Source organism: Pseudomonas sp. 910_21, from assembly GCF_052850735.1.
The window spans coordinates 890,544-915,994 of record NZ_VXCY01000001.1; the positions used below are offsets into that span (position 1 = coordinate 890,544).

General features: G+C 61.8%; 22 protein-coding genes. 9 read left to right on the top strand and 13 right to left on the bottom strand.

Annotated elements, in window-relative coordinates:
• Positions 1–9 precede the first annotated feature (9 nt).
• The 3 genes from FW796_RS04140 to pmbA all read right to left on the bottom strand — a co-directional run bounded on the left by FW796_RS04140 (position 10) and on the right by pmbA (position 3,357).
• Positions 10–1,386 carry a class II fumarate hydratase gene (locus FW796_RS04140; RefSeq protein WP_404938233.1) on the bottom strand — a complete coding sequence of 459 codons (1,377 nt, stop codon included), beginning with the start codon at positions 1,384–1,386 and terminating at the stop codon, positions 10–12.
• Positions 1,379–1,774, bottom strand: a complete 396-nt coding sequence (locus FW796_RS04145; protein WP_102861146.1) for a FagA protein — start codon at positions 1,772–1,774, stop codon at positions 1,379–1,381. Before FW796_RS04145 ends, FW796_RS04140 begins: the two co-directional genes overlap by 8 nt.
• 236 nt (positions 1,775–2,010) lie before the next feature.
• Positions 2,011–3,357, bottom strand: coding sequence for a metalloprotease PmbA (gene pmbA / locus FW796_RS04150; RefSeq protein ID WP_404938232.1), 1,347 nt, complete (start codon positions 3,355–3,357; stop codon positions 2,011–2,013).
• Between the two features lie 108 nt (positions 3,358–3,465).
• Between pmbA and yjgA the strand changes: the two genes are divergently transcribed.
• The gene (gene yjgA / locus FW796_RS04155; RefSeq protein ID WP_123727460.1) at positions 3,466–3,987 is read left to right on the top strand and encodes a ribosome biogenesis factor YjgA; all 522 of its coding nucleotides are present in this window, start codon (positions 3,466–3,468) and stop codon (positions 3,985–3,987) included.
• A 48-nt stretch (positions 3,988–4,035) separates the two neighbouring features.
• Here yjgA and tldD read toward each other — a convergent pair whose 3' ends face one another.
• From tldD to mreB, 8 genes are all read right to left on the bottom strand, one after another.
• Positions 4,036–5,478, bottom strand: a complete 1,443-nt coding sequence (gene tldD, locus FW796_RS04160) for a metalloprotease TldD (RefSeq protein ID WP_041115974.1) — start codon at positions 5,476–5,478, stop codon at positions 4,036–4,038.
• Between the two features lie 26 nt (positions 5,479–5,504).
• A complete protein-coding gene (locus FW796_RS04165; RefSeq protein WP_346633627.1) occupies positions 5,505–6,344 on the bottom strand; it encodes a carbon-nitrogen hydrolase family protein in 840 nt (279 codons plus the stop codon).
• Positions 6,345–6,402: 58 nt separating this feature from the next.
• Entirely contained in the window at positions 6,403–10,206 is a 3,804-nt protein-coding gene (locus FW796_RS04170; RefSeq protein ID WP_446439046.1) for a YhdP family protein, read from the bottom strand.
• A gap of 75 nt (positions 10,207–10,281) precedes the next feature.
• Complete coding sequence (rng, locus tag FW796_RS04175; RefSeq protein WP_123727458.1) at positions 10,282–11,739, bottom strand: ribonuclease G; 1,458 nt, start codon at positions 11,737–11,739, stop codon at positions 10,282–10,284.
• Between the two features lie 56 nt (positions 11,740–11,795).
• Positions 11,796–12,401 (bottom strand): Maf family protein, encoded by a 606-nt coding sequence (locus FW796_RS04180; RefSeq protein ID WP_346633629.1) that lies wholly within the window; start codon positions 12,399–12,401, stop codon positions 11,796–11,798.
• 43 nt (positions 12,402–12,444) lie between these two features.
• Positions 12,445–12,936, bottom strand: coding sequence for a rod shape-determining protein MreD (mreD, locus tag FW796_RS04185; protein WP_123727456.1), 492 nt, complete (start codon positions 12,934–12,936; stop codon positions 12,445–12,447).
• Positions 12,936–14,033: a rod shape-determining protein MreC gene (gene mreC, locus FW796_RS04190; protein ID WP_346633738.1), complete on the bottom strand. Its 1,098-nt coding sequence runs from the start codon at positions 14,031–14,033 to the stop codon at positions 12,936–12,938. The genes mreD and mreC overlap by 1 nt, the downstream gene beginning before the upstream one ends.
• Positions 14,034–14,175: 142 nt before the next feature.
• Positions 14,176–15,213 carry a rod shape-determining protein MreB gene (gene mreB, locus FW796_RS04195; protein WP_002555108.1) on the bottom strand — a complete coding sequence of 346 codons (1,038 nt, stop codon included), beginning with the start codon at positions 15,211–15,213 and terminating at the stop codon, positions 14,176–14,178.
• A 210-nt stretch (positions 15,214–15,423) separates the two neighbouring features.
• On the opposite strand from mreB, the gene gatC reads away from it, so the two are divergent.
• From gatC to FW796_RS04225, 6 genes are all read left to right on the top strand, one after another.
• Positions 15,424–15,711 carry an Asp-tRNA(Asn)/Glu-tRNA(Gln) amidotransferase subunit GatC gene (gene gatC / locus FW796_RS04200; protein WP_317071465.1) on the top strand — a complete coding sequence of 96 codons (288 nt, stop codon included), beginning with the start codon at positions 15,424–15,426 and terminating at the stop codon, positions 15,709–15,711.
• A 16-nt stretch (positions 15,712–15,727) separates the two neighbouring features.
• A complete protein-coding gene (gene gatA / locus FW796_RS04205) occupies positions 15,728–17,179 on the top strand; it encodes an Asp-tRNA(Asn)/Glu-tRNA(Gln) amidotransferase subunit GatA (RefSeq protein WP_346633630.1) in 1,452 nt (483 codons plus the stop codon).
• 10 nt (positions 17,180–17,189) lie between these two features.
• The gene (gene gatB / locus FW796_RS04210; protein ID WP_011059248.1) at positions 17,190–18,635 is read left to right on the top strand and encodes an Asp-tRNA(Asn)/Glu-tRNA(Gln) amidotransferase subunit GatB; all 1,446 of its coding nucleotides are present in this window, start codon (positions 17,190–17,192) and stop codon (positions 18,633–18,635) included.
• Between the two features lie 73 nt (positions 18,636–18,708).
• A complete protein-coding gene (locus tag FW796_RS04215) occupies positions 18,709–19,098 on the top strand; it encodes a septal ring lytic transglycosylase RlpA family protein (RefSeq protein ID WP_446439047.1) in 390 nt (129 codons plus the stop codon).
• Between the two features lie 50 nt (positions 19,099–19,148).
• Positions 19,149–20,213 (top strand): calcium/sodium antiporter, encoded by a 1,065-nt coding sequence (locus FW796_RS04220; protein WP_446439099.1) that lies wholly within the window; start codon positions 19,149–19,151, stop codon positions 20,211–20,213.
• Positions 20,210–20,590, top strand: a complete 381-nt coding sequence (locus tag FW796_RS04225; protein WP_346633631.1) for a carboxymuconolactone decarboxylase family protein — start codon at positions 20,210–20,212, stop codon at positions 20,588–20,590. Before FW796_RS04220 ends, FW796_RS04225 begins: the two co-directional genes overlap by 4 nt.
• 67 nt (positions 20,591–20,657) lie before the next feature.
• On the opposite strand, the gene FW796_RS04230 is transcribed toward FW796_RS04225, so the two are convergent.
• Entirely contained in the window at positions 20,658–21,599 is a 942-nt protein-coding gene (locus tag FW796_RS04230) for an AEC family transporter (protein ID WP_346633632.1), read from the bottom strand.
• 166 nt (positions 21,600–21,765) lie between these two features.
• On the opposite strand from FW796_RS04230, the gene FW796_RS04235 reads away from it, so the two are divergent.
• A complete protein-coding gene (locus tag FW796_RS04235) occupies positions 21,766–23,406 on the top strand; it encodes a phospholipase (RefSeq protein ID WP_446439048.1) in 1,641 nt (546 codons plus the stop codon).
• 13 nt (positions 23,407–23,419) lie between these two features.
• Positions 23,420–23,611, top strand: a complete 192-nt coding sequence (locus FW796_RS04240) for a hypothetical protein (RefSeq protein WP_446439049.1) — start codon at positions 23,420–23,422, stop codon at positions 23,609–23,611.
• A 97-nt stretch (positions 23,612–23,708) separates the two neighbouring features.
• Here the strand turns inward: FW796_RS04240 and FW796_RS04245 are convergent, their stop codons facing one another.
• Positions 23,709–25,436 carry an ABC transporter ATP-binding protein/permease gene (locus FW796_RS04245; protein WP_346633635.1) on the bottom strand — a complete coding sequence of 576 codons (1,728 nt, stop codon included), beginning with the start codon at positions 25,434–25,436 and terminating at the stop codon, positions 23,709–23,711.
• Positions 25,437–25,451: the final 15 nt, after the last annotated feature.

The window sequence follows — 25,451 nt, forward strand, 5'->3', positions numbered from 1 at the left end:
GTGTTGGAATTACACGCCGCCTGCGGTGAGCTTTTCCGGGTCCAACAGGACCTCAAGCTGGCTGCGTGGCAGATCAGTGAGTTCAAGCGCCACGTCGATCACCGGGCGACCTTGCTTGTAGGCGGTCTTGGCGATTTCTGCGGCCTTCTGATAACCGATGATCGGGTTCAGAGCAGTCACCAGGATCGGGTTGCGTGACAGCGCTTCCTTGAGCTTGGGTTCGTTGACCTTGAAGCTGGCAATCGCCTTGTCCGCCAGCAGGCGACTGGAGTTGGCCAGCAGCTCAATACTGCCGAGCAGGTTCTGGGCGATGATCGGCAGCATCACGTTGAGCTCGAAGTTGCCCGACTGCCCGGCCACGGTGATGGTGCTGTCGTTACCAATGACTTGGGCTGCGACCATCGCCACGGCTTCCGGAATCACCGGATTGACCTTGCCCGGCATGATCGAGGAACCCGGCTGCAGCCCCTCCAGCTCGATTTCGCCAAGCCCCGCCAATGGGCCGGAGTTCATCCAGCGCAGGTCGTTGGCGATCTTCATCAACGACACCGCAGTGGCCTTGAGCTGGCCGGATACCGTGACCGCCGTGTCCTGTGAGCCGATCAGGGCGAACAGGTTCTTGCCCGGGGTGAACTGCACCTGGGTCAGCTTGCTCAACTGCTGACTGAAGCGCGCGGCGAACTCGGGGTGAGCGTTGATTCCGGTGCCCACCGCGGTGCCGCCCTGAGCCAGGGCCTGCAGGCTCGGCAGCAGGTCCTGCAAGTGAGCGATATTGGCCTTGAGCTGCTGTGCCCAACCGTCCAGTACCTGGCTCATTCGCACCGGCATCGCATCCATCAGGTGGGTACGACCGGTCTTGATGAAGGGGTGCACCTGCACCGCCTTGCGCTCGATGACCTCCACCAGATGCACCAGTGCCGGCAGCAATTGCTCATGCAGGGTCAGGGCTGCGCTGACGTGAATGGTGGTAGGAATGATGTCGTTGCTGCTCTGGCCACAGTTGACGTGGTCATTGGGGTTGACCGGCTCGCCCAACAAGCGGCTGGCCAGGGTCGCCAGCACTTCGTTGGCGTTCATGTTGGAACTGGTACCGGAGCCGGTCTGGAAGATGTCCACCGGGAAGTGCTGCATAAAGTCGCCTTCCAGCAAGCCCTGGGCGGCATCGACGATGGCCTTGCCCTGGGACGCGCTGAGCTGCCCAAGCTCGACGTTGGCCTTGGCCGCCGCGGCCTTGGCCAGGATCAGCGCACGAATGAAGGCTGCCGGCATGCGTTGCCCGCTGATGGGAAAGTTATCCACCGCACGCTGGGTCTGCGCGCCATACAGGGCCTGCTCCGGGACTTGCAGCTCGCCCATGCTGTCGCGTTCGATACGGGTATTACTCATCGGGAAATCCTTGCACCAGTTCAATCAGAGGAATGGAAGGCAGCAGCGAGCAGGTCGCCAGTTGCCAGGCATGGCTTTGCCAGCGCTTGAGCCGGCACTTGCACAAAGACAACCGCTCCATGTCGCGCAAAGGCCGCCAGGCCTGATCCAGGCACAGGCTTCGCCAGTGCCAGGGCAGCGCAGTATCGGTAGCGGTATCGATCAACAAACGGAAGGAGGTTTCGGCGACGGTCCAGGCCGACATCGCGGTGCAGCAGGCCAGGTAGCGGCCCTCGGCGAGGTAATGCTCGATCAGACGCGGTTCGTCCGGTTCCAGTGCGCAACGGATCTGGCGACTCATCCAGCGCCAGCTTTCGAGGTAGGGCTGCTCGTGCAAGGCAGAACTCATGACCTGGGCTCATTGAATAATGATTTTCATTATTAAATGATATTGAGAATCAAATCAATCTGACTTGTACGATTTTTGCCCAACTTTTGTAGGAGCCGGCGTGCCGGCGAATGGGCTCTTGCGCCTGGTGTCGGACGTCAGGACGCCTTCGCTGGCAAGCCAGCTCTACAAAGCGCCAGGCATAAAAAAACGCGCCACCCGGGGAGGTGGCGCGTTGGGGTGACTCAGGACGGCGGTCAGCTGCCGGCGACAGTCATGCGTTCGATCAGCACCGAGCCGGTGCGAATGTTGCTGCGCAGTTCCAGGTCGTTACCCACGGCAATGATCTGCTTGAACATGTCCCGCAAATTACCGGCAATGGTCACTTCCTGTACCGCGAACTGGATTTCGCCGTTCTCGACCCAGAAACCCGCTGCACCACGGGAATAATCCCCAGTGACCATGTTCAGGCCATGCCCCATCAGCTCGGTCACCAACAGACCACGCCCCATGCGCCGCAGCAGCGCAGCCTGATCTTCGTCGCCATGGGTGACGAACAGGTTGTGCACCCCACCGGCATTGGCGGTGCTCGGCATGCCCAGCTTGCGCCCGGAATAGGTGCCCAGCACATAGGACACCAACTCCCCATCCTTGACGAACGGCTTGGCGTAAGTGGCCAGGCCATCACCATCGAACGCCGAACTGCCCATGGCGCGCATCAGGTGCGGACGCTCATCGATGGTCAGCCACTGGGGAAACAGTTGCTGGCCCAATGCACCTTCAAGGAAGGATGATTTGCGATACAAGTTGCCACCGGAAATCGCGCCGAGAAAACTGCCGAACAGGCCACCGGCCAGTTCCGCGGAAAACAGCACCGGCACTTCGCAGGTCGGCACCGGACGGGCGCCAAGCCGGCTAGCTGCGCGCTGGGCGGCACGCTGACCAATGCTCGCAGGGTCGGCCAGCAACTGGCCCTGGCGATTGACGTCGTACCAGTAGTCGCGCTGCATCTGGCCATTGGCCTCGGCAATCATCACGCAGCTCAGACTGTGGCGGGTGGAAGCATAACCACCGATGAAACCGTGGCTGTTGCCATACACCCGGCAGCCCTGGTGGGTGCTCAGGGTAGTGCCGTCGGCATTCTTGATCCGGCTGTCGGCAGCAAAGGCCGCTGCTTCACAGGCCAGGGCCTGCTCGATGGCCTGCTCTGGGGTGATGTCCCAGGCGTGGAACAGGTCGAAGTCCTTCAGGTCCTTGGCCATCAAGGATGCATCGGCCAGCCCCGAGGCCTCGTCTTCGGAGGTGTGCTTGGCGATCGCCAGGGCCGCGGCCACGGTTTCACGAATGGCCTCGGGGCCGCTGGCAGAAGTGCTGGCCGAACCCTTGCGCTGGCCCACATAGAGGGTGATGCCAAAGCCCTGGTCGCGGTTGAACTCCACGGTCTCCACTTCCCGCTGGCGCACCGACGTCGACAACCCCTGCTCCAGGGACACCGCTACTTCGCAGGCACTGGCCCCCTGGCGCTTGGCCTCGGCAACGATCTGCTCGACTTGCTCCTGCAGGGCCGGCAAAGCCTGTGGGCCGACGCTTTGTGCTGCACTCATGCTGTTCTCCACTCAAATTCTGCTTTCGATTAAGGCCGGCGAGCGACCGGGCCGGACAAGCGGCCCTCGACTGGTTATCATGGCGGCGTTTCTTTGCGGACTGCCACCATGGTTGATTCTTACGACGACTCCCTCGATGGGGAGAAAAGCAAATCCCAGGTCAAACGCGAGCTGCATGCTCTGGTTGATCTCGGCGAGCGCCTTACCACTCTCAAGCCTGACTTGCTGAACAAACTGCCTCTGACCGACGCCTTGCGCCGGGCCCTGGCGGATGCACCCAAGCACGTCGCTCATATCGCCCGAAAGCGCCACCTGCAATTCATCGGCAAGCTGATGCGGGACCAGGACACCGACGCGATTCTGCAACTGCTTGACCAACTCGACGCCTCCACCCGGCAGTACAACGAACGCTTCCATAACCTGGAACGTTGGCGCGACCGCCTGATAGGCGGTGGCGATGACGTACTGGAGAAGTTCGTCGGTGAATACCCGGACGCCGATCGCCAGCAACTGCGTTCCCTGATCCGTCAGGCCCAGCACGAGGTGGCCCATAACAAGGCGCCGGCCTCCAGCCGTAAAATCTTCAAGTACATCCGCGAACTGGACGAGACCCAACGCGGTCTGCGTTGAGTCCTCCACGGGTGAGCTGCCCAGCAGCTCACCCGGCGCCCTCTTCTCTTATGCCCCTGTACCACCCACGGTGATCGCATCGATCTTCAAGGTCGGCTGGCCGACGCCTACCGGCACTGATTGCCCATCCTTGCCGCAGGTGCCGACGCCGCTGTCCAGGGACAGGTCATTGCCCACCATCGAAACCCGGCTCATGGCTTCCGGACCGTTGCCGATCAGAGTCGCGCCCTTGACCGGGGCGGTGATCTTGCCGTCTTCGATCAGATACGCCTCGCTGGTGGAGAACACGAACTTGCCGCTGGTGATGTCCACCTGGCCGCCGCCAAGGTTGGCGCAGTAGATGCCCTTCTTCACCGAGGCGATGATTTCCGCCGGATCGCTTTCGCCACCCAGCATGTAAGTGTTGGTCATGCGTGGCATCGGCAGGTGCGCGTAGGACTCACGACGTCCGTTGCCGGTACGGGCCACACCCATCAGGCGGGCGTTGAGCTTGTCCTGCATATAGCCCTTGAGCACGCCGTTCTCGATCAGGGTGGTGCATTCGGTCGGGGTGCCTTCATCGTCCACGCTCAGGGACCCGCGACGCCCGGCCAGGGTGCCGTCGTCGACGATGGTGCAGAGTTTGGAAGCCACCATCTCGCCCATGCGGCCGCTGTAGGCCGAACTGCCCTTGCGGTTGAAGTCACCCTCCAGGCCGTGGCCCACAGCTTCGTGCAGCAGCACCCCGGACCAGCCGGAGCCGAGCACCACCGGCAAAGTGCCGGCCGGCGCCGGAATGGCCTCGAGATTGACCAGGGCCTGGCGCAGCGCTTCACGGGCATACCCCATGGCCCGGTCTTCGCTGAGGAAATAGCGGTAATCGGTACGCCCGCCACCACCGTGGCCACCGCGCTCGCGTCGGCCATTGTGCTCGACGATGACGCTGACATTGAAGCGCACCAGCGGCCGCACATCCGCCGCCAGACCGCCGTCAGTCGAGGCTACCAGGATCCGCTCCCAGACCCCGGCCATGCTCACGCTGACCTGCTGGATACGCGGGTCCAGGGCGCGGGTCGCCGCATCGACGCGCTTGAGCAACTCGACCTTCTCGGCCCGGCTGATGACTTCCAGAGGGTTGTCCGGTGCGTAAAGCTGCGCCACGTCCTGGGTCGAGAACGCCTGCACGGTGCCGTTCTGCCCGGCCCGGGAGATCGAACGCGCAGCACGGGCCGCCAGCCCCAAGGCTTCCAGGGTGATGGCGTTGCTGTAGGCAAAGCCGGTCTTCTCACCGGACTGCGCACGCACCCCAACCCCTTGGTCGAGGTTGAAACTGCCTTCCTTGACGATCCCGTCTTCCAGGGACCAGGACTCGGAAATCTGCCCCTGGAAATACAGGTCGGCGGCATCGATGCCCGGGCCGGCCAGATCCCCGAGCACGCCCTGCAAGCTTTCGATGGTCACGCCGCCAGGGGCTAGAAGATGTTCACTGACTGAGGACAACAACCCGCTCATATGCTTTGGCCTTAAATTCGTCGTACTTATGCAAGCCGTTGAACGCCTTGCGAGAAAATGCGCCGGTGACTGACCACCGGCATCCGCGCCCGGATGGACGCCTGTTCACTGCTGTCGCGCTCGGCCAGCAGCACGCCCTCACCTTGATCCTGCTCCGCCAGCAAGCGTCCCCAAGGGTCGACGATGGCCGCATGGCCGTAGGTTTCCCGGGGGCCGGGGTGGACTCCGCCCTGGGCCGCCGCCAGCAGGTAGCACTGGGTTTCAATGGCCCGAGCCCGGATCAGCACCTCCCAGTGCGCGGCGCCGGTCACAGCGGTAAAAGCCGAAGGCGCGGTAATCAATTCAGCGCCAGCGGCCCGCAATTCGCTATACAGCTCGGGAAAGCGCAGGTCATAACAGACCGTCAGCCCCAACCGGCCCACCGGCGTATCCGCCACCACCACTCGGTTTCCATGAGCATAGTCATCGGATTCACGATAGCGTCCGCGATTGTCCGCCACGTCGACATCGAACAGATGCAGCTTGTCGTAACGCGCCACGATCTGCCCCTGATCATCCACCAACAATGAACAGGCATTGGACTTGGCCTCTGGCTGATCCTTGGGGGGCAGCGGCAAGGTCCCGGCCACAATCCATAACCTGAGGTCGCGGGCGGTCTGTTTCAACCATGGCAGGATCGGACCTTCGCCCAGGGCTTCGGCACGACCGATGGCTGCCATGTCACGGCGGCCCATGGCGGCGAAATTTTCCGGCAGGACCGCCAGCGTTGCACCGCCGGCAGCGGCTCGCTCGAGCAGGCCCCGGGCCTGCAGCAGATTGGCCAGAACATCGCTCTGGCTGACCATTTGAATCACCGCAAGAGACATGGCGTACTCCGTATTGGGTAGGCCGCCATGCTACTCCATAGGCGTGAATCGAGGATTCTCAAAACGGCTTGTCGAAGGTGATTTTCGGCTCTTTCCACGGGCCCTTGACGTTGTATTTGACGCTGGCAAAGCGCGCCACGCGATCACCGATCAACTTGTCGATCAGGAACAACGCCCCACCCACCGCCGGCGCCCCGACAATCAGCGCGGCAATCGGCAGGTTGTTGGTGACCGGCAGGGTCACCAGCAGCTTGGCATCCACTTGATCAGCCACCATATCCAAGGTGCCATTGAGCTCCAGGTTGCTCGACGGCCCGGTCAGGGTGATCGGCTCGCGAGTGACGTACACGCCGTTGCTCGCCGCCAGCACACCCTTGACCCGGTCATAACTCAGGCCCTTGCCGAACAGGTCGGAGAAGTCCAGGCGCAGGCGCCGGCCGATGGAGTTGAAGTTGAGCAAGCCGAACACCCGCAGTGCCTGGGCGCCGCCTTCGACTTCGACGAACTGGCCCTTGCGCAGGGTGGCGTCCAGGCTGCCGGAGAAACGCTTCAAGCCCACCCAGGCCGGTGAGCCCGGCCAGCGGCCATCGACGTCCAGGTGAAAGTCCTCACTGGTCACGGTCGGCGCGAAGCCCCAGCCCTTGAGCACGTCAGCCAGGTTCTGGCCGCCAATACGGCCACGGTACCAACTGTTGCTGGCACCGGCCTGGCCTTCCCAGCCCCCCTCGCCTTGCAACTGCATGCCCTTGAGGCCCAGGTCCAGGCCATTGAAGACCATGCCCTTGGCCGTCGGCCGGACCTTGAGCGCCCAGCGGCCGATCAGGTCCTGCCCTTGGAACAGCTGGGCAATGGAAATATCCAGTGGCGGAACGTTCTTCGGGTCCACCGAAGCCAAAGGGTCAGGTGCATTTTCATCGGCCTGGGCCGCCGGGTCGGCAGCCGGCAGACGCACATACGCCATGTCGATGACCATCGGCGCCACCTTGGCATCGGGAATCCCGACTTTGCCCTTGGCCTGTTGACTGTCGATCTGCAGCTCCCAGGCAGCCGGCTTTCGGCTCAGCAGCAGATTGACCTGGTCCAGCGTGGTGCCGAAGGCGCTGAGCTTGCCGACCTTGAAGTCCGCACTGCTGAGCAACTGCTTGGCACTGCCCCCCGGGTCCTGCCCGGCATAGCGATCCACCAGCGCTTTCCACGGCTCCACATCCAGCTCGGACAGAATCCCCCGCACCCGCAGTCCCTTGCCCGCAGGCAGCAAGGCCGCACCGTCGCCGAGGAACAGTTCGCCCCGGCCCTCGGCGAACTTGCCGCTGGGCGCCGCGAAGGTGAAGTCGGCCAACTCACCGTATTTGAACCAGTAGCGCCGCTCGGCCCCTTGCAGGGTCATGCGAAACACACTGTTACGCCCGGTGCTGGCGGCCATGCCGAACGGCGCCGGCAGGTCCACCGCCACGCCCTTGAGGCTGGAGCTGACCATCAATTGGCTGTCGGCACCATCAAGGTTCAGTTGCAACTGATAGGGCACTTCGCCAGACACCGGCAACGGCTGGCTGACTTTCAACCAATCGGTGAGCTTCTTCACCGTAACCTGGCCCTTGGCAACCACCCGGGTATTGGGTTTGCCTGGCTTGCCATCGGCAAAGATCTGCGCCGTGACCGGCCGATCGAACGCCTGGGCACTGATCCCTGTACCGCTCAGCCCCCTGGCACTGTCAAAGCGGAAGTCGCCCTTGAGCTGAGTCAGTTCCAGTTCGGGTTCACTGAGTTTGAGGCGGGCCTTGTCGGTCTTGAAGTCCACCACGATCTTCGGTTCTTCGCCTTTGACCAGGGGGATGTCCAGGTTCAGCTTGCCTTGCAGATCGCCCTCGCCCTGCCAGCCGGCAAAGGTCGAGCCGGTGCCGATCGGCGCTTCCTGCAGAATCTTCACCCCGTCACCCAGGCCGCCGGCAAAACTGCCGTCGATGAACATGTGGATGCTCTGACCGGCGACGGAATGGGGAATGTTGACGAAAACATCCCGCACCTTGGTGTCCAACAGCTGCCCTTTGCTGGCGACAATGCGTACGCCGCTGTCTTCGACGAACACGTCGCCACTGATCTTGCTCAGGTGCGGCCAGCCCGGCTGGAACGCCAGTTCGGCGTCATGCACCTTGAAAAACAGACTGATGCTGCGAGCCGCCTCGATAGCGTCATGGTTCAACGAACCCTGGTACTGGAAGAAACCCTCATCCACCGCGCCCTTAAGGATCGCCGTGCGCAGCCATTCATCCAGCGCCGGACTGAGCACCTGGGGCAGGTACTTGGCGGTGTAGCGCCCATCGCCGTCCACCAGGCCGACCCGCAAGTCCATGTAGTCTTCCTGGCTGTGGTCGAAGTGCAGCCGGATCAGGAAATCGCCGGCAATCTTGCCCTCTTCTCCCTGCACCTTGAGGTAGGGGGCGATCAGGGTGAAACCTTGCTTGTCCAGCTTCCAGGTCAGGGTGGCGTTGGCCTGGATGTACTGCCAGGGCTTGGCGAAGATCGGATACAGGTGCAGGGAAAAATCCTTGCTGTCCATGCGCAGCTCGCCCTGGCCCAGGTCGCCGCTGATACTGCCGCTGACGTTTCGCGCCGCCGGAGCGCCGTGATAGGCATCGAAGCCGACCCGGTCGAGGTTGGCGGCAAAGCTCAGCCGTTGGTCGCCGGTGTTCTGTGGGCGATAGTCGAGCAGCACATTGCGCAACCCGCCAGTGACCTTCAAACGTTCGATGGTGGTGGCCAGGCCTTCCGGCAACGGTACCAGGGCATCGAGGATCGGCGTGATCGGCGTCAGGTCCAGGCGATCAGCCTGTACATGCCAGAGCTCTTCGGTTTTTTCGCTGGCGTTGCTTTGCTGCAGCTGCAGCCGCGACTCCCAACGAGTATCGCCCAGGTTCAGCGCCAGGGAGTCGAGCTGCACCTGCAGGCCTTGCTCGCTGCGCTGGAAGAAGGCGTTCAACGCCAGGTTCTTCAGGGTAACCGGGGTCCGCTCGGCGTAGGCTCCGGTGAACTGAGGGGCATTCAGGCGCAGCGCAGCGCTCTGCACTGTGCCCTTGGCCCAGTTCAGCCACAACTCGCCACCGGCCTTGAGTTCAGACAGTTTCCATTGCCGGGTCAGGCGGGCCGGCAGCCAGCGCGACCAGTCGCTTTGCGGCAGGCTCAGGTACAGATCGGCCTGAGCCTCGCGCCAGGTATTGGCACGGATCCGGGTCCGCAGGTTCATGGCCAGGGGCTGGCCGTCCGGCAGGGTCAGACGCAGGTCCAGGCGTTGACGACTAGGACCTGTACGCAGATTGAGGCCGACATAGGTCAGGGCCAGGGGCGGGTGATTCTGCGCCAGCAAGGTGACTTGGCTGTCCAAGAGAGACAGCTCGGCCACCTGCTGCAAGCGGGTCAGCAACTGCTCGGGGTCCAGCGGCTGGTCCTGCTGCGTCGGCAGACCCTCCAGCTGCCACTGGCCATCAGCGCCCTCCTTGAGGCTCAGGCTCAGGCCGCTGAGTTCCAGGCGCCCTACCCGCAAATCACGAGCCAGGAGACTGCCGAGCATATCCGGCGCCACGCTGACCTGGTCCAGACGCAGGGCATTGGCCCCCTCGCCCACCATCACATCGTGAGCCAGGAGAATCGGCGACAGCCCGCTCCAACGCCCCTCCAGACTGCCGATATGCACCGGCAAACCTACGGTCTGCTGCAACTTGGCTTCGAGCTCGGCCTGATACTCAGCCACCAGCGGAGTCAGTTCCCGACCCAGGCTGACGTACAAGGCCGTCACCACCAACAGCAACGCGCAGAAGCCCAGCCCCCAGCGAATCAGCGTGGTGAACAGGCGGATCAGCCGCTCCATTTCAGTTGGCTCCCATGGCAAAAGTCATGCAAAAAGCTGAAGCCAGCCGTTTCCAGTGATGTAAAACACGGGAAATCAGAGCAGCACCACGTCGTATTGTTCCTGGGAATACATGGTTTCGACCTGGAACCTGATGGTACGGCCGATAAAACCTTCCAACTCCGCCACATTGCCCGACTCTTCGTCCAGCAGACGATCCACCACTTTCTGATTGGCCAGCACTCGATACCCTTCTGCCTGATAAGCCCGGGCCTCGCGGAGGATTTCACGGAATATTTCGTAACAGATGGTTTCCGGAGTCTTCAACTTGCCCCGTCCCTGACAGCTGCTGCACGGCTCGCAGAGCACCTGCTCCAGGCTCTCGCGCGTGCGTTTGCGGGTCATCTGCACCAGGCCCAGCTCGGTGATGCCGATGATGTTGGTCTTGGCGTGATCGCGCTCCAGCTGCTTCTCCAGGGTCCGCAGTACCTGGCGCTGATGCTCCTCGTCTTCCATGTCGATGAAGTCGATGATGATGATCCCGCCCAGGTTGCGCAGGCGCAGTTGCCGGGCAATGGCGGTAGCGGCTTCGAGGTTGGTCTTGAAGATGGTTTCCTCAAGATTGCGATGGCCGACGAAAGCTCCGGTGTTGACGTCGATGGTGGTCATGGCTTCCGCCGGGTCCACCACCAGATAGCCACCGGACTTGAGCGGCACCTTGCGCTCCAGGGCCTTCTGGATTTCATCCTCGACCCCGTACAGGTCGAAGATCGGCCGCTCGCCGGGGTAGTGTTCCAGGCGGTCGGCGATTTCCGGCATCAGCTCGGCAACGAACTGAGTTGTCTTCTGAAAGGTTTCCCGGGAGTCGATGCGGATCTTCTCGATCTTCGGGCTCACCAGATCCCGCAGGGTACGCAGCGCCAGGCCAAGGTCTTCGTAGATCACATTGGGCGCGCCAATGGTCTTGATCTGAGCGCCGATCTGATCCCAGAGCCGGCGCAGGTAGCGGATGTCCATCAGGATCTCATCGGCGCCGGCGCCCTCGGCGGCAGTACGCAGGATGAATCCGCCCGCCTCCTTGATGCCTTCCTGGGCCACGCAGTCGCTGACGACCTGCTTCAGACGCTCACGTTCGGCTTCATCCTCGATCTTCAACGAGATGCCGACATGGGCGGTACGGGGCATGTACACCAGATAACGCGAAGGAATCGACAGTTGGGTGGTCAGACGCGCGCCCTTGGTACCAATGGGGTCCTTGGTGACCTGCACCACCAGGCTCTGCCCTTCGTGCACCAGGGCACTGATGCTCTCCACCGCCGTACCTTCGCGAGTGGAAATTTCCGAAGCATGGATGAACGCCGCACGGTCCAGGCCGATATCGACGAAAGCGGCCTGCATGCCGGGCAATACCCGCACCACCTTGCCTTTATAGATGTTGCCAACGATACCGCGGCGCTGGGTGCGCTCGACGTGAACCTCTTGCAACACTCCGTTTTCGACCACCGCCACCCGTGATTCCATCGGCGTGATGTTGATCAGAATCTCTTCACTCATGGCAATGTCTCGTTCAGGCGTGTTCATAGAAGGCCGCAGCAGTCGGGTACGGCGCTTTAGCGCACTGGAAGGTTTTGCCAACAGGGTATGCCGAAATGGCCGAGCAGTTCTGCGGTTTCGCACACCGGCAAGCCAACCACAGCGGAATAACTGCCATTGAGCCCTGACACAAATACCGCCGCAAGCCCTTGGATTGCATAACCGCCAGCCTTGTCCCGGGGCTCGCCGCTGGCCCAATAGACGCTCGCTTCCTCAGGAGAGATAGCGCGAAAGCGTACCAGGCTGCGCACCACCCGCGACTCGCAGCGTTCGCCGTCGAGCAGGGCAATGGCGGTCAACACTTCGTGCTCGCGCCCGGCAAGTGCCATGAGCATCGCCAGCGCATCGGCCTGATCCAGCGGTTTGCCAAGGATCCGCCCATCCAGCACCACGGCCGTATCGGCCCCCAACACGCAGGCCGGAGCCTGGGATTCGCTGCAGGTGATCAGGGCGCGCCCGGCCGCCGCCTTGCCACGGGCAAGACGCTCGACATAGGCAGCAGGGGATTCATCGGCCAGCGGGGTTTCATCGATGTCCGCACTGATGGCGGTGAAAGGCACGCCGATCTGGGTGAGCAGCTCACGCCGACGGGGCGAACCGGAAGCGAGGTAAAGCGGATTCATCAAGACATCTCCCTGTCGAGGTGCGGGCCAATGCCTGACCGAATTAATTGATTTTGAAACGTCGGCGCAACCCGCGCAGGCCGAAGCTGACCCACGGCCACAACAGCGCACTCACCAGGGCCGGCAGGACCAGAGCCAGGGTCGGCTGGCGATTGCCGGTCAGGGCGCTGAGCCAGAGTTGTACCAACTGCGCCAGGCCAAAGATCACCAGGATTACCAGGCTCTGCTGCCACATCGGGAACATCCGCAGACGCTGTTGCAGGGACAGTACAAGAAAGGTGATCAGGGTCAGGATCAAGGCGTTCTGCCCCAGGAGCGTGCCGTAGAGCACATCCTCCGCCAGCCCCAGGCACCAGGCCGTGACCATGCCTACCTTGTGCGGCAGGGCCAGGGCCCAAAAGGCCAGTAGCAGGGCCAACCACAGCGGGCGCAGGATTTCCATGAACTGTGGCAACGGCGACACGCTGAGCAGCATGCCGATCAGAAACGTCAGCCAGACAATCCAGCCATTTCGCGAATAGGTACTACCCGCCATTATTCTCTTCCTCCGGTGGTGGCCGGTGCCGCAGCCGGAGGCTTGGCCGCCGCCGGTTTCACCACAGGTTTATTGACCGGCTTGGCCGGAGCATGGACTGCCGGCTTGACCGGAGTCGCCGGTGCAGTCGCGGGAGCGGTGGCCGGTGCTGCGGTCGCGGCTGGAGCCACCGCAGGCTTGGGTACCGTGGCCGGCACCACCGGGGTGCTATTGCCACCCTGCTGGTCCTGGGCTTCCTGGGCCTGGGCCGCATCATTGGCCCGCTCTTCGGCAGTGCGCGGATCACTGAACACCAGCAACAGATAACGGCTGCGGTTCAACGCGGCAGTGGGCACTGCACGCACAATGGCGAATGGCTGACCGGAGTCGTGGATCACTTCCTTGACCGTGGCCACCGGATATCCCGCGGGGAAACGCTGACCGAGGCCCGAGCTGACCAGCAAATCGCCTTCCTTGACATCGGCGGTGTCGGCCACGTGGCGCAACTCCAGGCGCTCCGGGTTGCCAGTGCCACTGGCAATGGCCCGCAGACCGTTGCGATTGACCTGTACCGGAATGCTGTGGGTGGTGTCAGTCAGCAACAGGACGCGCGAGGTATAAGGCATCAACTCCACCACCTGCCCCATCAAGCCACGGGCATCGAGCACCGGCTGGCCGAGGAATACGCCGTCACGCTCACCTTTATTGATGATGATGCGATGGGTAAAGGGGTTGGGGTCCATGCCGATCAACTCGGCCACTTCGACCTTCTCGTTGACCAGTGCCGAAGAGTTGAGCAATTCGCGCAGACGCACGTTCTGCTCGGTCAGGGCTGCGAGCTTTTGCATGCGCCCCTGCAGCAGCAGGTTTTCGGTCTTGAGTTTTTCGTTTTCGGCGACCAGCTCGGTGCGACTGCCGAACTGACTGGCAACGCCCTGCCATAGCCGCTGCGGCAGGTCGGTGATCCAGTAGGACTGCATCAACACCAGCGACATCTGGCTACGCACTGGCTTGAGCAGTGTGAAGCGGGCATCGACCACCATCAGTGCGACCGACAGTACGACCAGCACCAGGAGGCGCACGCCCAATGAGGGGCCTTTGGCGAAAAGCGGTTTAATAAGCCGCTCCTCCCAGGCAAATGTTGTGTTTATTCATACGGCATCAAACCGGCCTGGATGCAGATTGACAGAAGATAAACGCCACAGGCAGCACTGCAAAGTGCTGCCTGTGAGCGCAACAGCATAGATGCAACCAGCGAAGTTATTCGCTGGAGAGCAGGTCCATGGTGTGTTTGTCCATCATTTCCAATGCACGGCCACCGCCGCGAGCAACACAGGTCAGCGGATCTTCGGCAACGATCACCGGCAGACCGGTTTCCTGGGCCAGCAGCTTGTCCAGATCACGCAGCAACGCACCACCACCGGTCAGCACCAGACCGCGCTCGGCGATGTCCGAAGCCAGCTCCGGAGGCGATTGCTCCAGGGCACTTTTCACCGCCTGAACGATGGTTGCCAGGGACTCCTGCAGAGCCTCCAGCACTTCATTGGAGTTCAGGGTGAAGGCACGTGGCACGCCTTCAGCCAGGTTACGGCCGCGTACGTCAACTTCACGCACTTCGCCGCCTGGATAGGCGGTACCGATTTCCTGTTTGATGCGCTCAGCGGTGGATTCACCGATCAGGCTGCCGTAGTTGCGACGCACGTAGGTGATGATGGCCTCGTCGAAACGGTCGCCACCAACACGTACGGATTCGGCGTAAACCACACCGTTCAGGGAGATCAGGGCGATTTCAGTGGTACCACCACCGATGTCCACGACCATCGAACCACGGGCTTCTTCAACCGGCAGGCCGGCACCGATCGCAGCGGCCATTGGCTCTTCGATCAGGAACACTTCACGAGCACCGGCACCAAGGGCCGACTCACGGATGGCACGACGTTCAACCTGGGTGGACTTGCATGGAACACAGATCAGCACACGAGGGCTGGGCTGCAGAAAGCTGTTTTCATGAACTTTGTTGATGAAGTACTGCAGCATCTTTTCGCAGACGCTGAAGTCGGCGATCACGCCATCCTTCATCGGACGAATGGCTGCAATGTTGCCCGGAGTACGACCGAGCATGCGCTTGGCTTCGGTACCAACCGCCACAACACTTTTCTGATTACCGTGGGTCCGAATGGCCACAACCGATGGTTCATTCAGGACAATACCGCGCTCGCGCACGTAAATAAGGGTGTTGGCAGTGCCCAGGTCAATGGAAAGATCGCTGGAAAACATGCCACGCAGTTTCTTGAACATGGGAAAGGGACCCTAGGCAACGCGTGGGTAAAAAAGTGCGGCAAACTCTAACAACGACAGGGATTTTGGGCAAGGCGCCAATATGTTAAATTGGCCGCTTTTCTGTGCACCAACCCCCACAATCGCGGCCATAAGACCGTAGAAATGCGGTAGTGTTCCGACAATCTAACACACGGACGAGATCCGTTCTGTTTTCCACTGGAGAATCCCATGGCGCTTGAACGCTCCGACGTGGAAAAAATCGCTCATTTGGCCAGCATCAAGCTCAATGAAAGCGATCTTCCACACATCACCTCCGCCCTGAACAGCATTCTCGGGCTGGTGGATGAAATGCAGGCAGTCGATACCGACGGTATCGAGCCCCTGGCCCACCCACTGGAAGCCAGCCAGCGCCTGCGCGCAGACGTTGTGACCGAGTCCAATCATCGCGAGGCTTATCAGTCCATCGCACCAGCGGTCGAAAGCGGCCTGTATCTGGTTCCGAAAGTCATCGACTAAAGGGAAAGAGCCTGCAATGCATCACATGACTCTGGCCGAGATCGCCCGCGGACTCGCCGACAAGAAATTCTCCTCTGTAGAACTGACTCAGACCCTGCTGGCGCGCATCGCCCAGCTGGATCCGCAGATCAACAGCTTCATCAGCCTCACCGAAGACCTGGCGCTGTCCCAGGCCAAGGCCGCCGACGAACGTCGCGCCAATGGTGAGAGCGGTGCCCTGCTGGGCGCGCCGATCGCCCATAAAGACCTGTTCTGCACCCAGGGCATCCGCACCAGTTGCGGCTCGAAGATGCTCGACAACTTCAAGGCGCCCTACGACGCCACCGTGGTCGCCAAGCTGGCCGCTGCCGGGGCCGTGACCCTGGGCAAGACCAACATGGACGAATTCGCCATGGGCTCGGCCAACGAGTCGAGCTGGTACGGCGCGGTGAAAAACCCGTGGAACCTGGAACACGTGCCCGGCGGTTCCTCCGGTGGTTCCGCCGCGGCGGTCGCTGCGCGCCTGCTGCCAGCCGCCACGGCCACCGACACCGGCGGCTCGATCCGCCAGCCCGCCGCCTTCACCAACCTCACCGGCCTGAAGCCGACCTACGGTCGCGTTTCCCGCTGGGGCATGATCGCCTACGCTTCCAGCCTCGATCAGGGCGGCCCACTGGCTCGCACCGCCGAAGACTGCGCGATCCTGCTGCAAGGCATGGCTGGCTTCGACCCGAACGATTCCACCAGCATCGATGAACCGGTGCCGGACTACAGCGCCGGGCTCAGCGGCTCGCTGCAGGGCCTGCGCATCGGCGTGCCGAAGGAATACTTCAGCACCGGTCTCGACCCGCGCATCGCCGAACTGATCCACAACAGCATCAAGGAGCTGGAAAAGCTCGGTGCGGTGATCAAGGAAATCAGCCTGCCGAACATGCAGCACGCGATTCCTGCGTACTACGTGATCGCCCCGGCGGAAGCCTCCTCCAACCTGTCGCGTTTCGACGGCGTGCGCTTCGGCTACCGCTGTGAGAACCCAGAAAACCTGGAAGACCTGTACAAGCGCTCCCGTGGCGAAGGCTTCGGCAGCGAAGTCCAGCGCCGGATCATGGTCGGTGCCTACGCGCTGTCCGCCGGCTACTACGATGCCTACTACCTCAAGGCGCAGAAAATCCGGCGCCTGGTGAAGAACGACTTCATGACCGCGTTCAACGAAGTCGACATCATCCTCGGCCCGACCACGCCCAACCCGGCCTGGAAGCTCGGCGCCAAGAGCAGCGATCCGGTCGCTGCGTACCTGGAAGACGTCTACACCATCACCGCCAACCTCGCCGGCCTGCCAGGCCTGTCGATGCCGGCCGGTTTCGTCGACGGCTTGCCGGTAGGCGTGCAACTGCTCGCCCCGTATTTCCAGGAAGGCCGCTTGCTCAACGTTGCGCACCAGTATCAGTTGAACACTGACTGGCACACCCGCACCCCAACCGGCTTCTGAGGAGACACACATGCAATGGGAAGTCGTGATCGGGCTGGAGATTCATACCCAGCTCACCACTCAATCGAAGATTTTCTCCGGTAGCTCCACCGCCTTCGGTGCCGAGCCCAACACCCAGGCCAGCCTGATCGACCTGGGCATGCCCGGCGTACTGCCAGTGCTGAACCAGGAAGCGGTGCGCATGGCGGTGATGTTCGGCCTCGCGGTTGACGCCGAGATCGGCCAGCACAACGTGTTCGCCCGCAAGAACTACTTCTACCCGGACCTGCCCAAGGGCTACCAGATCAGCCAGATGGAGTTGCCGATCGTCGGCAAGGGCCACCTGGACATTCCCCTGGAAGACGGCACGATGAAACGCGTCGGAATCACCCGCGCGCACCTGGAAGAAGACGCCGGCAAGAGCCTGCATGAAGAATTCAACGGTGCCACCGGCATCGACCTGAACCGTGCCGGCACGCCCCTGCTGGAAATCGTTTCCGAGCCTGACATGCGCAGCGCCAAGGAAGCCGTGGCCTACGTCAAGTCGATCCATGCCCTGGTGCGCTACCTGGGTATCTGCGACGGCAACATGGCCGAAGGCTCCCTGCGTTGCGACTGCAACGTCTCGATCCGTCCCAAGGGCCAGGTCGAGTTCGGCACCCGCTGCGAGATCAAGAACGTCAACTCGTTCCGCTTCATCGAGAAGGCGATCAACAGCGAGATCCGTCGCCAGATCGAGCTGATCGAAGACGGCGGCAAAGTGATCCAGCAGACCCGCCTGTACGACCCGAACAAGGACGAGACCCGTCCGATGCGCAGCAAGGAAGAAGCCAACGACTACCGTTACTTCCCCGATCCGGACCTGCTGCCTGTGGTCATCGAAGACTCCTTCCTCGATCAGGTACGCGCCACCCTGCCGGAACTGCCACCGCAGAAACGCGAACGCTTCCAGGAGCAGTTCGGTCTGTCGGTCTACGACGCCAGCGTCCTGGCCACCAGCCGTGAGCAGGCGGACTACTTCGAGAAGGTCGCCAGCATTGCCGGTGACGCCAAGCTCGCCGCCAACTGGGTCATGGTCGAGCTGGGCAGCCTGCTGAACAAGCAAGGCCTGGAAATCGACGAGGCACCGGTCTCGGCCGAACAACTGGGCGGCATGCTGCTGCGGATCAAGGACAACACCATCTCCGGCAAGATCGCCAAGACCGTGTTCGAAGCCATGGCCAACGGCGAAGGTAATGCCGACGAGATCATCGACAAGCGTGGCCTCAAGCAAGTCACCGACAGCGGCGCGATCTCTGCGGTGCTCGATGAGATGCTCGCGGCCAACGCCGAACAGGTCGAACAGTACCGCGCCGCCGATGAGGCCAAACGCGGCAAGATGTTCGGCTTCTTCGTCGGCCAGGCGATGAAGGCCTCCAAGGGCAAGGCCAACCCGCAACAAGTCAACGAGCTGCTGAAAAGCAAGCTCGAAGGCTGATCGAAAAATGCAGCCTTGGCTTGTCAGTCGAAACTGCGGGGATGCAAGCCCGTCTTCGCTGGCAAGCCAGCTCTTGCATAGGATTGTTCCCCGTCCCTGGTTCGTGGCCAGCTCCCTGCTCGCTCTGCTCACGGGTTGCGCCAGCAGCCATATCATCGACCCTCGAGGTTATGACCAGACCGGGACAGCCTCCTATTACGGCGCCCGCCATCACGGCAAACGCACCGCCAGCGGCGAACCCTTCGATCTGAACGGCCTCACTGCGGCCCATCGCGAACTGCCGTTCGGCACCCGAGTGCAAGTCACCAACCTGGGCAACGACAAAAGCGTCGTGGTCCGTATCAACGATCGTGGCCCGCACACCCGCGGCCGCCTGATCGACTTATCCCGCGCTGCCGCGCAACAGCTCGACATGCTGCGCAGCGGCACCGCCAAAGTACGCATCCAAGCCCTCAGCGACTGACCGACGGAGCCCGAGCCATTACCGCCTTTGCCGAACTGCCCCTGCTCAGCCTGATCCAACTCATCAGCGGCCTGGTGATGCTGATTGCCGGCGCCGAGTTGCTGGTGCGTGCCGCAGTGCGTTTGTCTGCGCGCCTGCATGTTCGCCCGCTGATCATGGGCCTGAGCATCGTCGCCTTCGGCAGCAGCGCGCCTCAGATGGCCATCAGCCTGCAGGCGACCCTGGCCGACAACACCGATATCGCCGTGGGCAGCGTGATCGGCAGCAGCATCTTCAACATCCTGGTGACTCTGGGCCTCTCGGCCCTGATCATTCCGCTGCGGGTATCGCGACAGCTGGTGCGTCTGGACATCCCGCTGATGATCGGTGCCAGCCTGCTGGTGTTCATCCTGGCCTACAACGAGCGCCTCACCCCCTCCGACGGTGTCATCCTGCTGGCGGCCCTGGTGCTGTATCTGCTCCTGCTGTTGCGCCAGTCGCGGCACTCGGCACGCCATCACCTGCCCACTCCAGCCGGCCAACGCGGTTCTGCGCCCAGGTTCAGCAGCATGCTGATGGTGCTTATCGGCCTGGGGCTGCTGGTCTTCGCCGGACACTTGCTACTGGGTGCCGCCGTCACTGTGGCCGACGACCTGGGGTTGTCGGAGCGGGTCATGGGACTGACGGTGATTGCCGTCAGCACTTCCCTGCCCCAGCTCGCCACTTCGCTGCTCGCCGCCTTGCGGGGCCAGCGGGATATCGCCGTGGGCAATGTCATCGGCAGCAATCTCTTCAACTTGCTGGGGGTCCTGGGGTTTACCGCACTGGTGGCACCGACGCCACTCTCGGTTTCGCCCAACGCCCTGGATTTCGACTTGCCGGTGATGCTTGGCGTCGCGGTGCTATGCCTGCCGGTATTTTATTCGGGGTATCGCGTGACCCGGGCCGAAGGCTTGCTGTTTCTCGGCCTGTACCTGGCCTATGGGCTGCACGTGGTGTCGTTCACCACGGGCATGCCCCTGGCGGGCAAGCTGGAACACTTGATGCTGTTTTTCGTCCTGCCAGCGCTGGTGGCGTTTCTGCTGCTCAGTTCGCTAAGAGCCTGGCGCCGCCAACACAAGAGAGAAACGCCATGAGCGAGAACAAGAAAAGCGGACTGCAAATGCGTCGCCAAGTAATGGGCGACGCCTTCGTCGACCGTGCTCTGGGCAACGCCACCGAATTCACCCAACCGCTGCAGGAATTCGTCAACGAACACGCCTGGGGCGGCGTGTGGAACCGTGATGGCCTGCCGTTGAAAACCCGTAGCCTGATCACCCTGGCAACCCTGACTGCGCTCAAGTGTCCCCAGGAGTTGAAGGGCCACGTGCGTGGCGCCCTGAACAACGGCTGCACCGTGGAAGAGATACGTGAAGCGCTGCTGCATTGCGCGGTGTATGCCGGGGTACCAGCGGCCATCGATGCGTTTCGCGCAGCCCAGGAAGTGATTGACGCCTATCAGCCACCGCAGTGAACCCGTTCTTCGCCGGCAAGCCGGCTCCTACCTCGTTTTGTAGGAGCCGGCTTGCCGGCGAACAGCTTCAGATCCACCCACCCCACTGCAACACAAAGATCCCGATATTGGTGGTCACTGCCGCCATCACCGTGGTGATGACGATAATGGCTGCCGCCAGCTCATGATTGCCATTGGCCGCCCGGGCCATGACAAAGCTCGCTGCCGCAGTCGGACTGCCGAAATACAGAAACAGAATCCCCAGTTCCGCCCCACGAAAACCGCATAACCAAGCGCCAAAGGTCGCCAGCGTCGGCAGGCTGACCATCTTCAACAGGCTGGAGCTCATGGCCATCCGCCCACTGTTGCGCAAGGCCGCCATGGACAACGTGCCGCCAATGCAGATCAGCGCCAGAGGCAGGCTCATCTGCGCCAGGTACTTGCCCGAAGTCTCCAGCCAGCCGGGAAGGCTGATCTGCCAGTAGGCAAACGGTGCAGCCACCAGCACGCTGACAATCAACGGGTTGCTGAACACACTTTTGCAGATGCTCCAGGGGTCGGACTTGATCGCCGGGCTGTAGACCGCCAGGACCACCGTCGACAGGGTGTTGTAGTAAAGAATCACCAACGCAGCGAGCAGCGCCCCCAGGGAAATCCCGTAATCCCCATACATGCTGGCCGCCAGGGCCAGGCCGATGATCGCGTTATTGCCGCGAAATGCCCCCTGGGTATAGATCCCCCGATCCACCTTCGGACAACGCCAGATGGCCCAGCCCCAGGCCAGGGCAAAACAGACCAGGGTGGCCACTGAAAAGTAGATCAGCACGCCAGGCTTCAATGAGGCATGCAGGTCGGCATGGACAATGCCGAGAAACAGCAACGCCGGCATGGTGACGTTGAACACCAGGGCCGACGCCGTATGGATGAAGTTGTCATTGATCCACCCCACCCGCTTGAGCAGCAGCCCAAGAAACAGCATCGCAAACACCGGCGCAGTAATCGTCAGGGTTTCGAAAAAGATAGCCAGCATGCGCGGGTGGACCTTGAGCCTGTCGTTAGGGCGCTAATGATAATCCAATCAACCCTCCCTCGCGTAACTGCCTTCTTGACGGCGCGTCATTTTCAATTATGCTCAGAACAACTGTATATACATACAGTTAAAACAAACATAACCATGACATATCAAGGAGCTAGAAATGTCAGGACTCTCTGCACAGACGCAGCAACAGCCACAACAGGCCGGCAAGATCATTGCCGACCTGGACCGCTTGTTCACTGAACAAGGCATCGCCATTTCCGGCGATGGCGAGACCCTGGTGCTGGTCGCCGACGGCCACCACACCATCAAATACCACCGCCCGGAAGACCTGCCCCACACCCCGCAAAAATCCGCCAGGGGCCTGCCCCAATTGCGTTTCGAGGGCGGCGAACACACCGCCATCGGCGACAGCACCCTGCTGCGCTTCGTCAAGGATGCCCCGGCCATTCCCGCGTGGCAGGTCGAACTGCACCTGCCCAACGGACTGGCTCTGACCTACGGCCAGGTGGTTGCCCTGGGCGGCGATTTCTACGGCATTCCCGAGCAACCGATCTGCGAAGGCGCGACGCCGGCTGATCGAGTGCAACGCTTTACCGCGGCCTTCAACTCCCTGGCGGTACTGCCGGCGGCGAAAGACGAAGCACGGCAGATCCTCGCGGTAATGCAGAAGGAAATCGTCGCCGCCAACCAGGCGATCCGCGACGGCAAACAGCCCCACGAAGCCTATGACGCCTTGGGCGATACCCTGTCTGAAGAGTGGAACCGGATTACCGGCGGCGGCAGCGTGGTCTCCGCCCTGTTCCCTCTGGGGCGCTACCTGAAGCTTGCGGCCAACAATGCCGACCACTTTGGCGAGTGGGCCCTGGCGGCGTATATCGCCGGGCACACAGCAGCCCTGCAACAAGCGGTACTGGCAGGCAAGACTGCCGACGACAAGCAACTGGAACTGGCCTACGCAATGAACGCCTTCGCCGACCACTTTCTCACCGACCTGTTTTCTGCCGGCCATGTACGAGTGCCACGTAAACAGGTGGCGGCAGTGGTCACCCCCAGCGACCTGGGATCGCTGATTACCCGCTTCATGCACGACGAGGACAGCAAGTTCGGCCTCAATGTCAGTAACGCCCAGGGCGACCGCTGGCACGCCTACGGCGACAAACGTTATTTCGACAGCGTCGATCATCGCAATCGCCAGCAGGTGAAACTGGCAGTGCAGCGTTCGGCGGACGAGATCTTCACCAGCTACCTCAGCGGCAACCTGCCGGCGCCCGCCAGCTACGCGGCCCTCAAGGCCTTGCCGGACCTGAATGCCGCCAAGAGCAGCAACTTCTCGCCACTGTTCGTGATGAGCGGTGACAAAGTGCTGCGCCGCAGCGACGTCAACAATCTCAATGACAGCAAGACCATCGACAACTGGTGGGGCTGGAGCACCTACCTGCTGCTGAAGAACTACAGCCCGAACAAACCGACGGGCTACCTGGAAACCCCGAGTGCGGTCCCAACGATCCTGGCCGACGGCTGGCAAAGCCACACCCCCAGCGAGCCCAACTGGCTCCCTGGCCAGGCGGTGCGCTACGCCCTCAGCGAAACCAACGGCTTGAACGAGTCCTATATAGGTCCATGGTCGGCCTACATGGAACTGAGCGACAGCTTCCAGCCCACCCTGAACATTCCGGCGGGTACCAGCAACAGCAGCGCCACCGGACGCAATGTGTTCCGTCAGTTTCGCGGTGGCTCACCGGAGCTGATCGGTTCCATCGACAAGAACGCCAACCGCTTCATCGACCGTAACGCCTGATAAGGAAATCACCATGGCTATCAACCTGAAACTGCAACTGGCCTCCGGGCAATCCCTCAAGGACGCGCCGCTCGAACTGCTGCTCGATGGCGCCCCCATCGCCCGGGCCAGCGTGGATGAACACGGCAACGTGGCCTTCAACGCCAAACCGGGGAATGGCCAATTGGCCGTGCGTGTGGACCGCTCGATCCTGCACCAGGCCTGATCGCCCCCTGTAGGAGCGGACTCGCCCGCGAAACGGCTCAGCGCCCTTGCACCAGCTGTGCAAGGCGCTGGGCTTGATGCCAGCGCCCGGCCCGCCGTCAAGCCGTGAAAGTCTGCTCCAGCAGATGCCCTTGCTCGATACGAACGTGCCGTGGATGGAAGCGCTTGAGGCTGCTGCGATGGCCAACGCTGACAATGCTCAAGCCCGGCAACTGGTCGATCAGGGCCTGATACAGCGTGGCCTCGTCTTCCTCGTCCATGGCCGATGTGGCTTCGTCCATGTACAGCCATTGCGGCGCATAGAGCAACGCACGGGCAAACGCCAGCCGCTGCTGCTCCCCCGGCGACAACATGCGCTGCCAGTGATTGCTCTCGTCCAGACGCGCCACCAGGTGGGGCAAGCGACAAGTTTCCAGGACCTGTGCATAACGCTCCTCGGGATAGCTGTCGCCCGACTGTGGATAACTCAAGGCTTCCCGCAGGCTGCCAATGGGCAGGTAGGGTTTCTGCGGCAGGAACAGGTAGCGTTGGTTCGGCAGCAAGATGCTGCCGTGCCCCGCCGGCCACAACCGTCCCATGGCCCGCAGCAGGGTGCTCTTGCCACTGCCGGAGCGACCACTGAGCATCAGTCGCTCGCCAGGACTCACGGTCATCTGGGCACCGGCCAGCAAATGACGGCCGTCCGCCAGATCCAGGCCCAGATCACGCACTTGCAATTGTTCGCCCTGGTGTTGCACGTCAATCGCCGGAGGACGCTCCTCGTTTTCACTCATGGCCTGACGGAAGCTCAACAGACGGTCACAGGTAGCGCGCCAGGCGGCGAGGTCCGAATAGGCGCTGATAAACCAACTGAAGTTTTCCTGGACATTGCCGAAAGCCGAGTTGATCTGCATCAGCTCTCCCAGTTCGATCTTGCCGGCGAAGTAGCGCGGCGCGGCGACGATAAACGGGAAGATGATCGCGATCTGGCCATAACCGGCGGTGAAGAAGGTCAGGCGCTTGGACACCTTCATGATGTCCCAGAAGTTGTGCCAGACCTTGCTGAAACGGCTACTAAGACGCTGGTTTTCGTTCTTCTCGCCGTCGTAAAGGGCAATGCTCTCGGCGTTCTCCCGGACTCGCACCATGGAGAAACGCAGGTCGGCTTCAAAACGTTGCTGTTGATTGTTCAGGCCAATCAAGCGACGCCCGATCAGGTGGGTCAGCCAACTGCCGACCGCCGCATACACCAGGGCGCACCAGAACATATAGCCGGGAATGGTGTAGCCCATCACCTCGATACTGCCGGACACTCCCCAGAGAATGATGGAAAAGGACACCAGGCTGACCACGTTGCGGATCAACCCCAGGCCCAGGGACAAGGTGTTGGTGGTGAAACTGTTGAGGTCTTCGGAAATCCGCTGGTCGGGGTTGTCGGTGTAGCCACCCTGCTCCAGCTGGTAGTAGTTCTTGTTGCCCAGCCAACGGGCAAAGTGTCTTTCGGTCAACCAGGCGCGCCAGCGGATGGTCAGCATCTGGGTCAGGTACAAGCGATACACCGCACCGAGAATGGCCACCGCAGCGATCCCGCAGAAATACAGGATCAGGCTCCAGAAGGCCGCCTCATCCTTCTTCTGCAAGGCGTTGTAGAAGTCCTTGTACCAACTGTTGATCCACACCGAGATGGCAACACTGAACAGCGACAGGCCAATCACCGCGATCAGCAACAGCCAGGCCTTGTTCTTCTCTTCACTACGCCAGTAAGGGGTAATCATGGCCCAGACCCGGCGAAAGAATTGACCGCGCACAGCATCGTTGACCGCGGAGTACTCAGCGTTCTGATTCATCGTTGTGGCTCGATA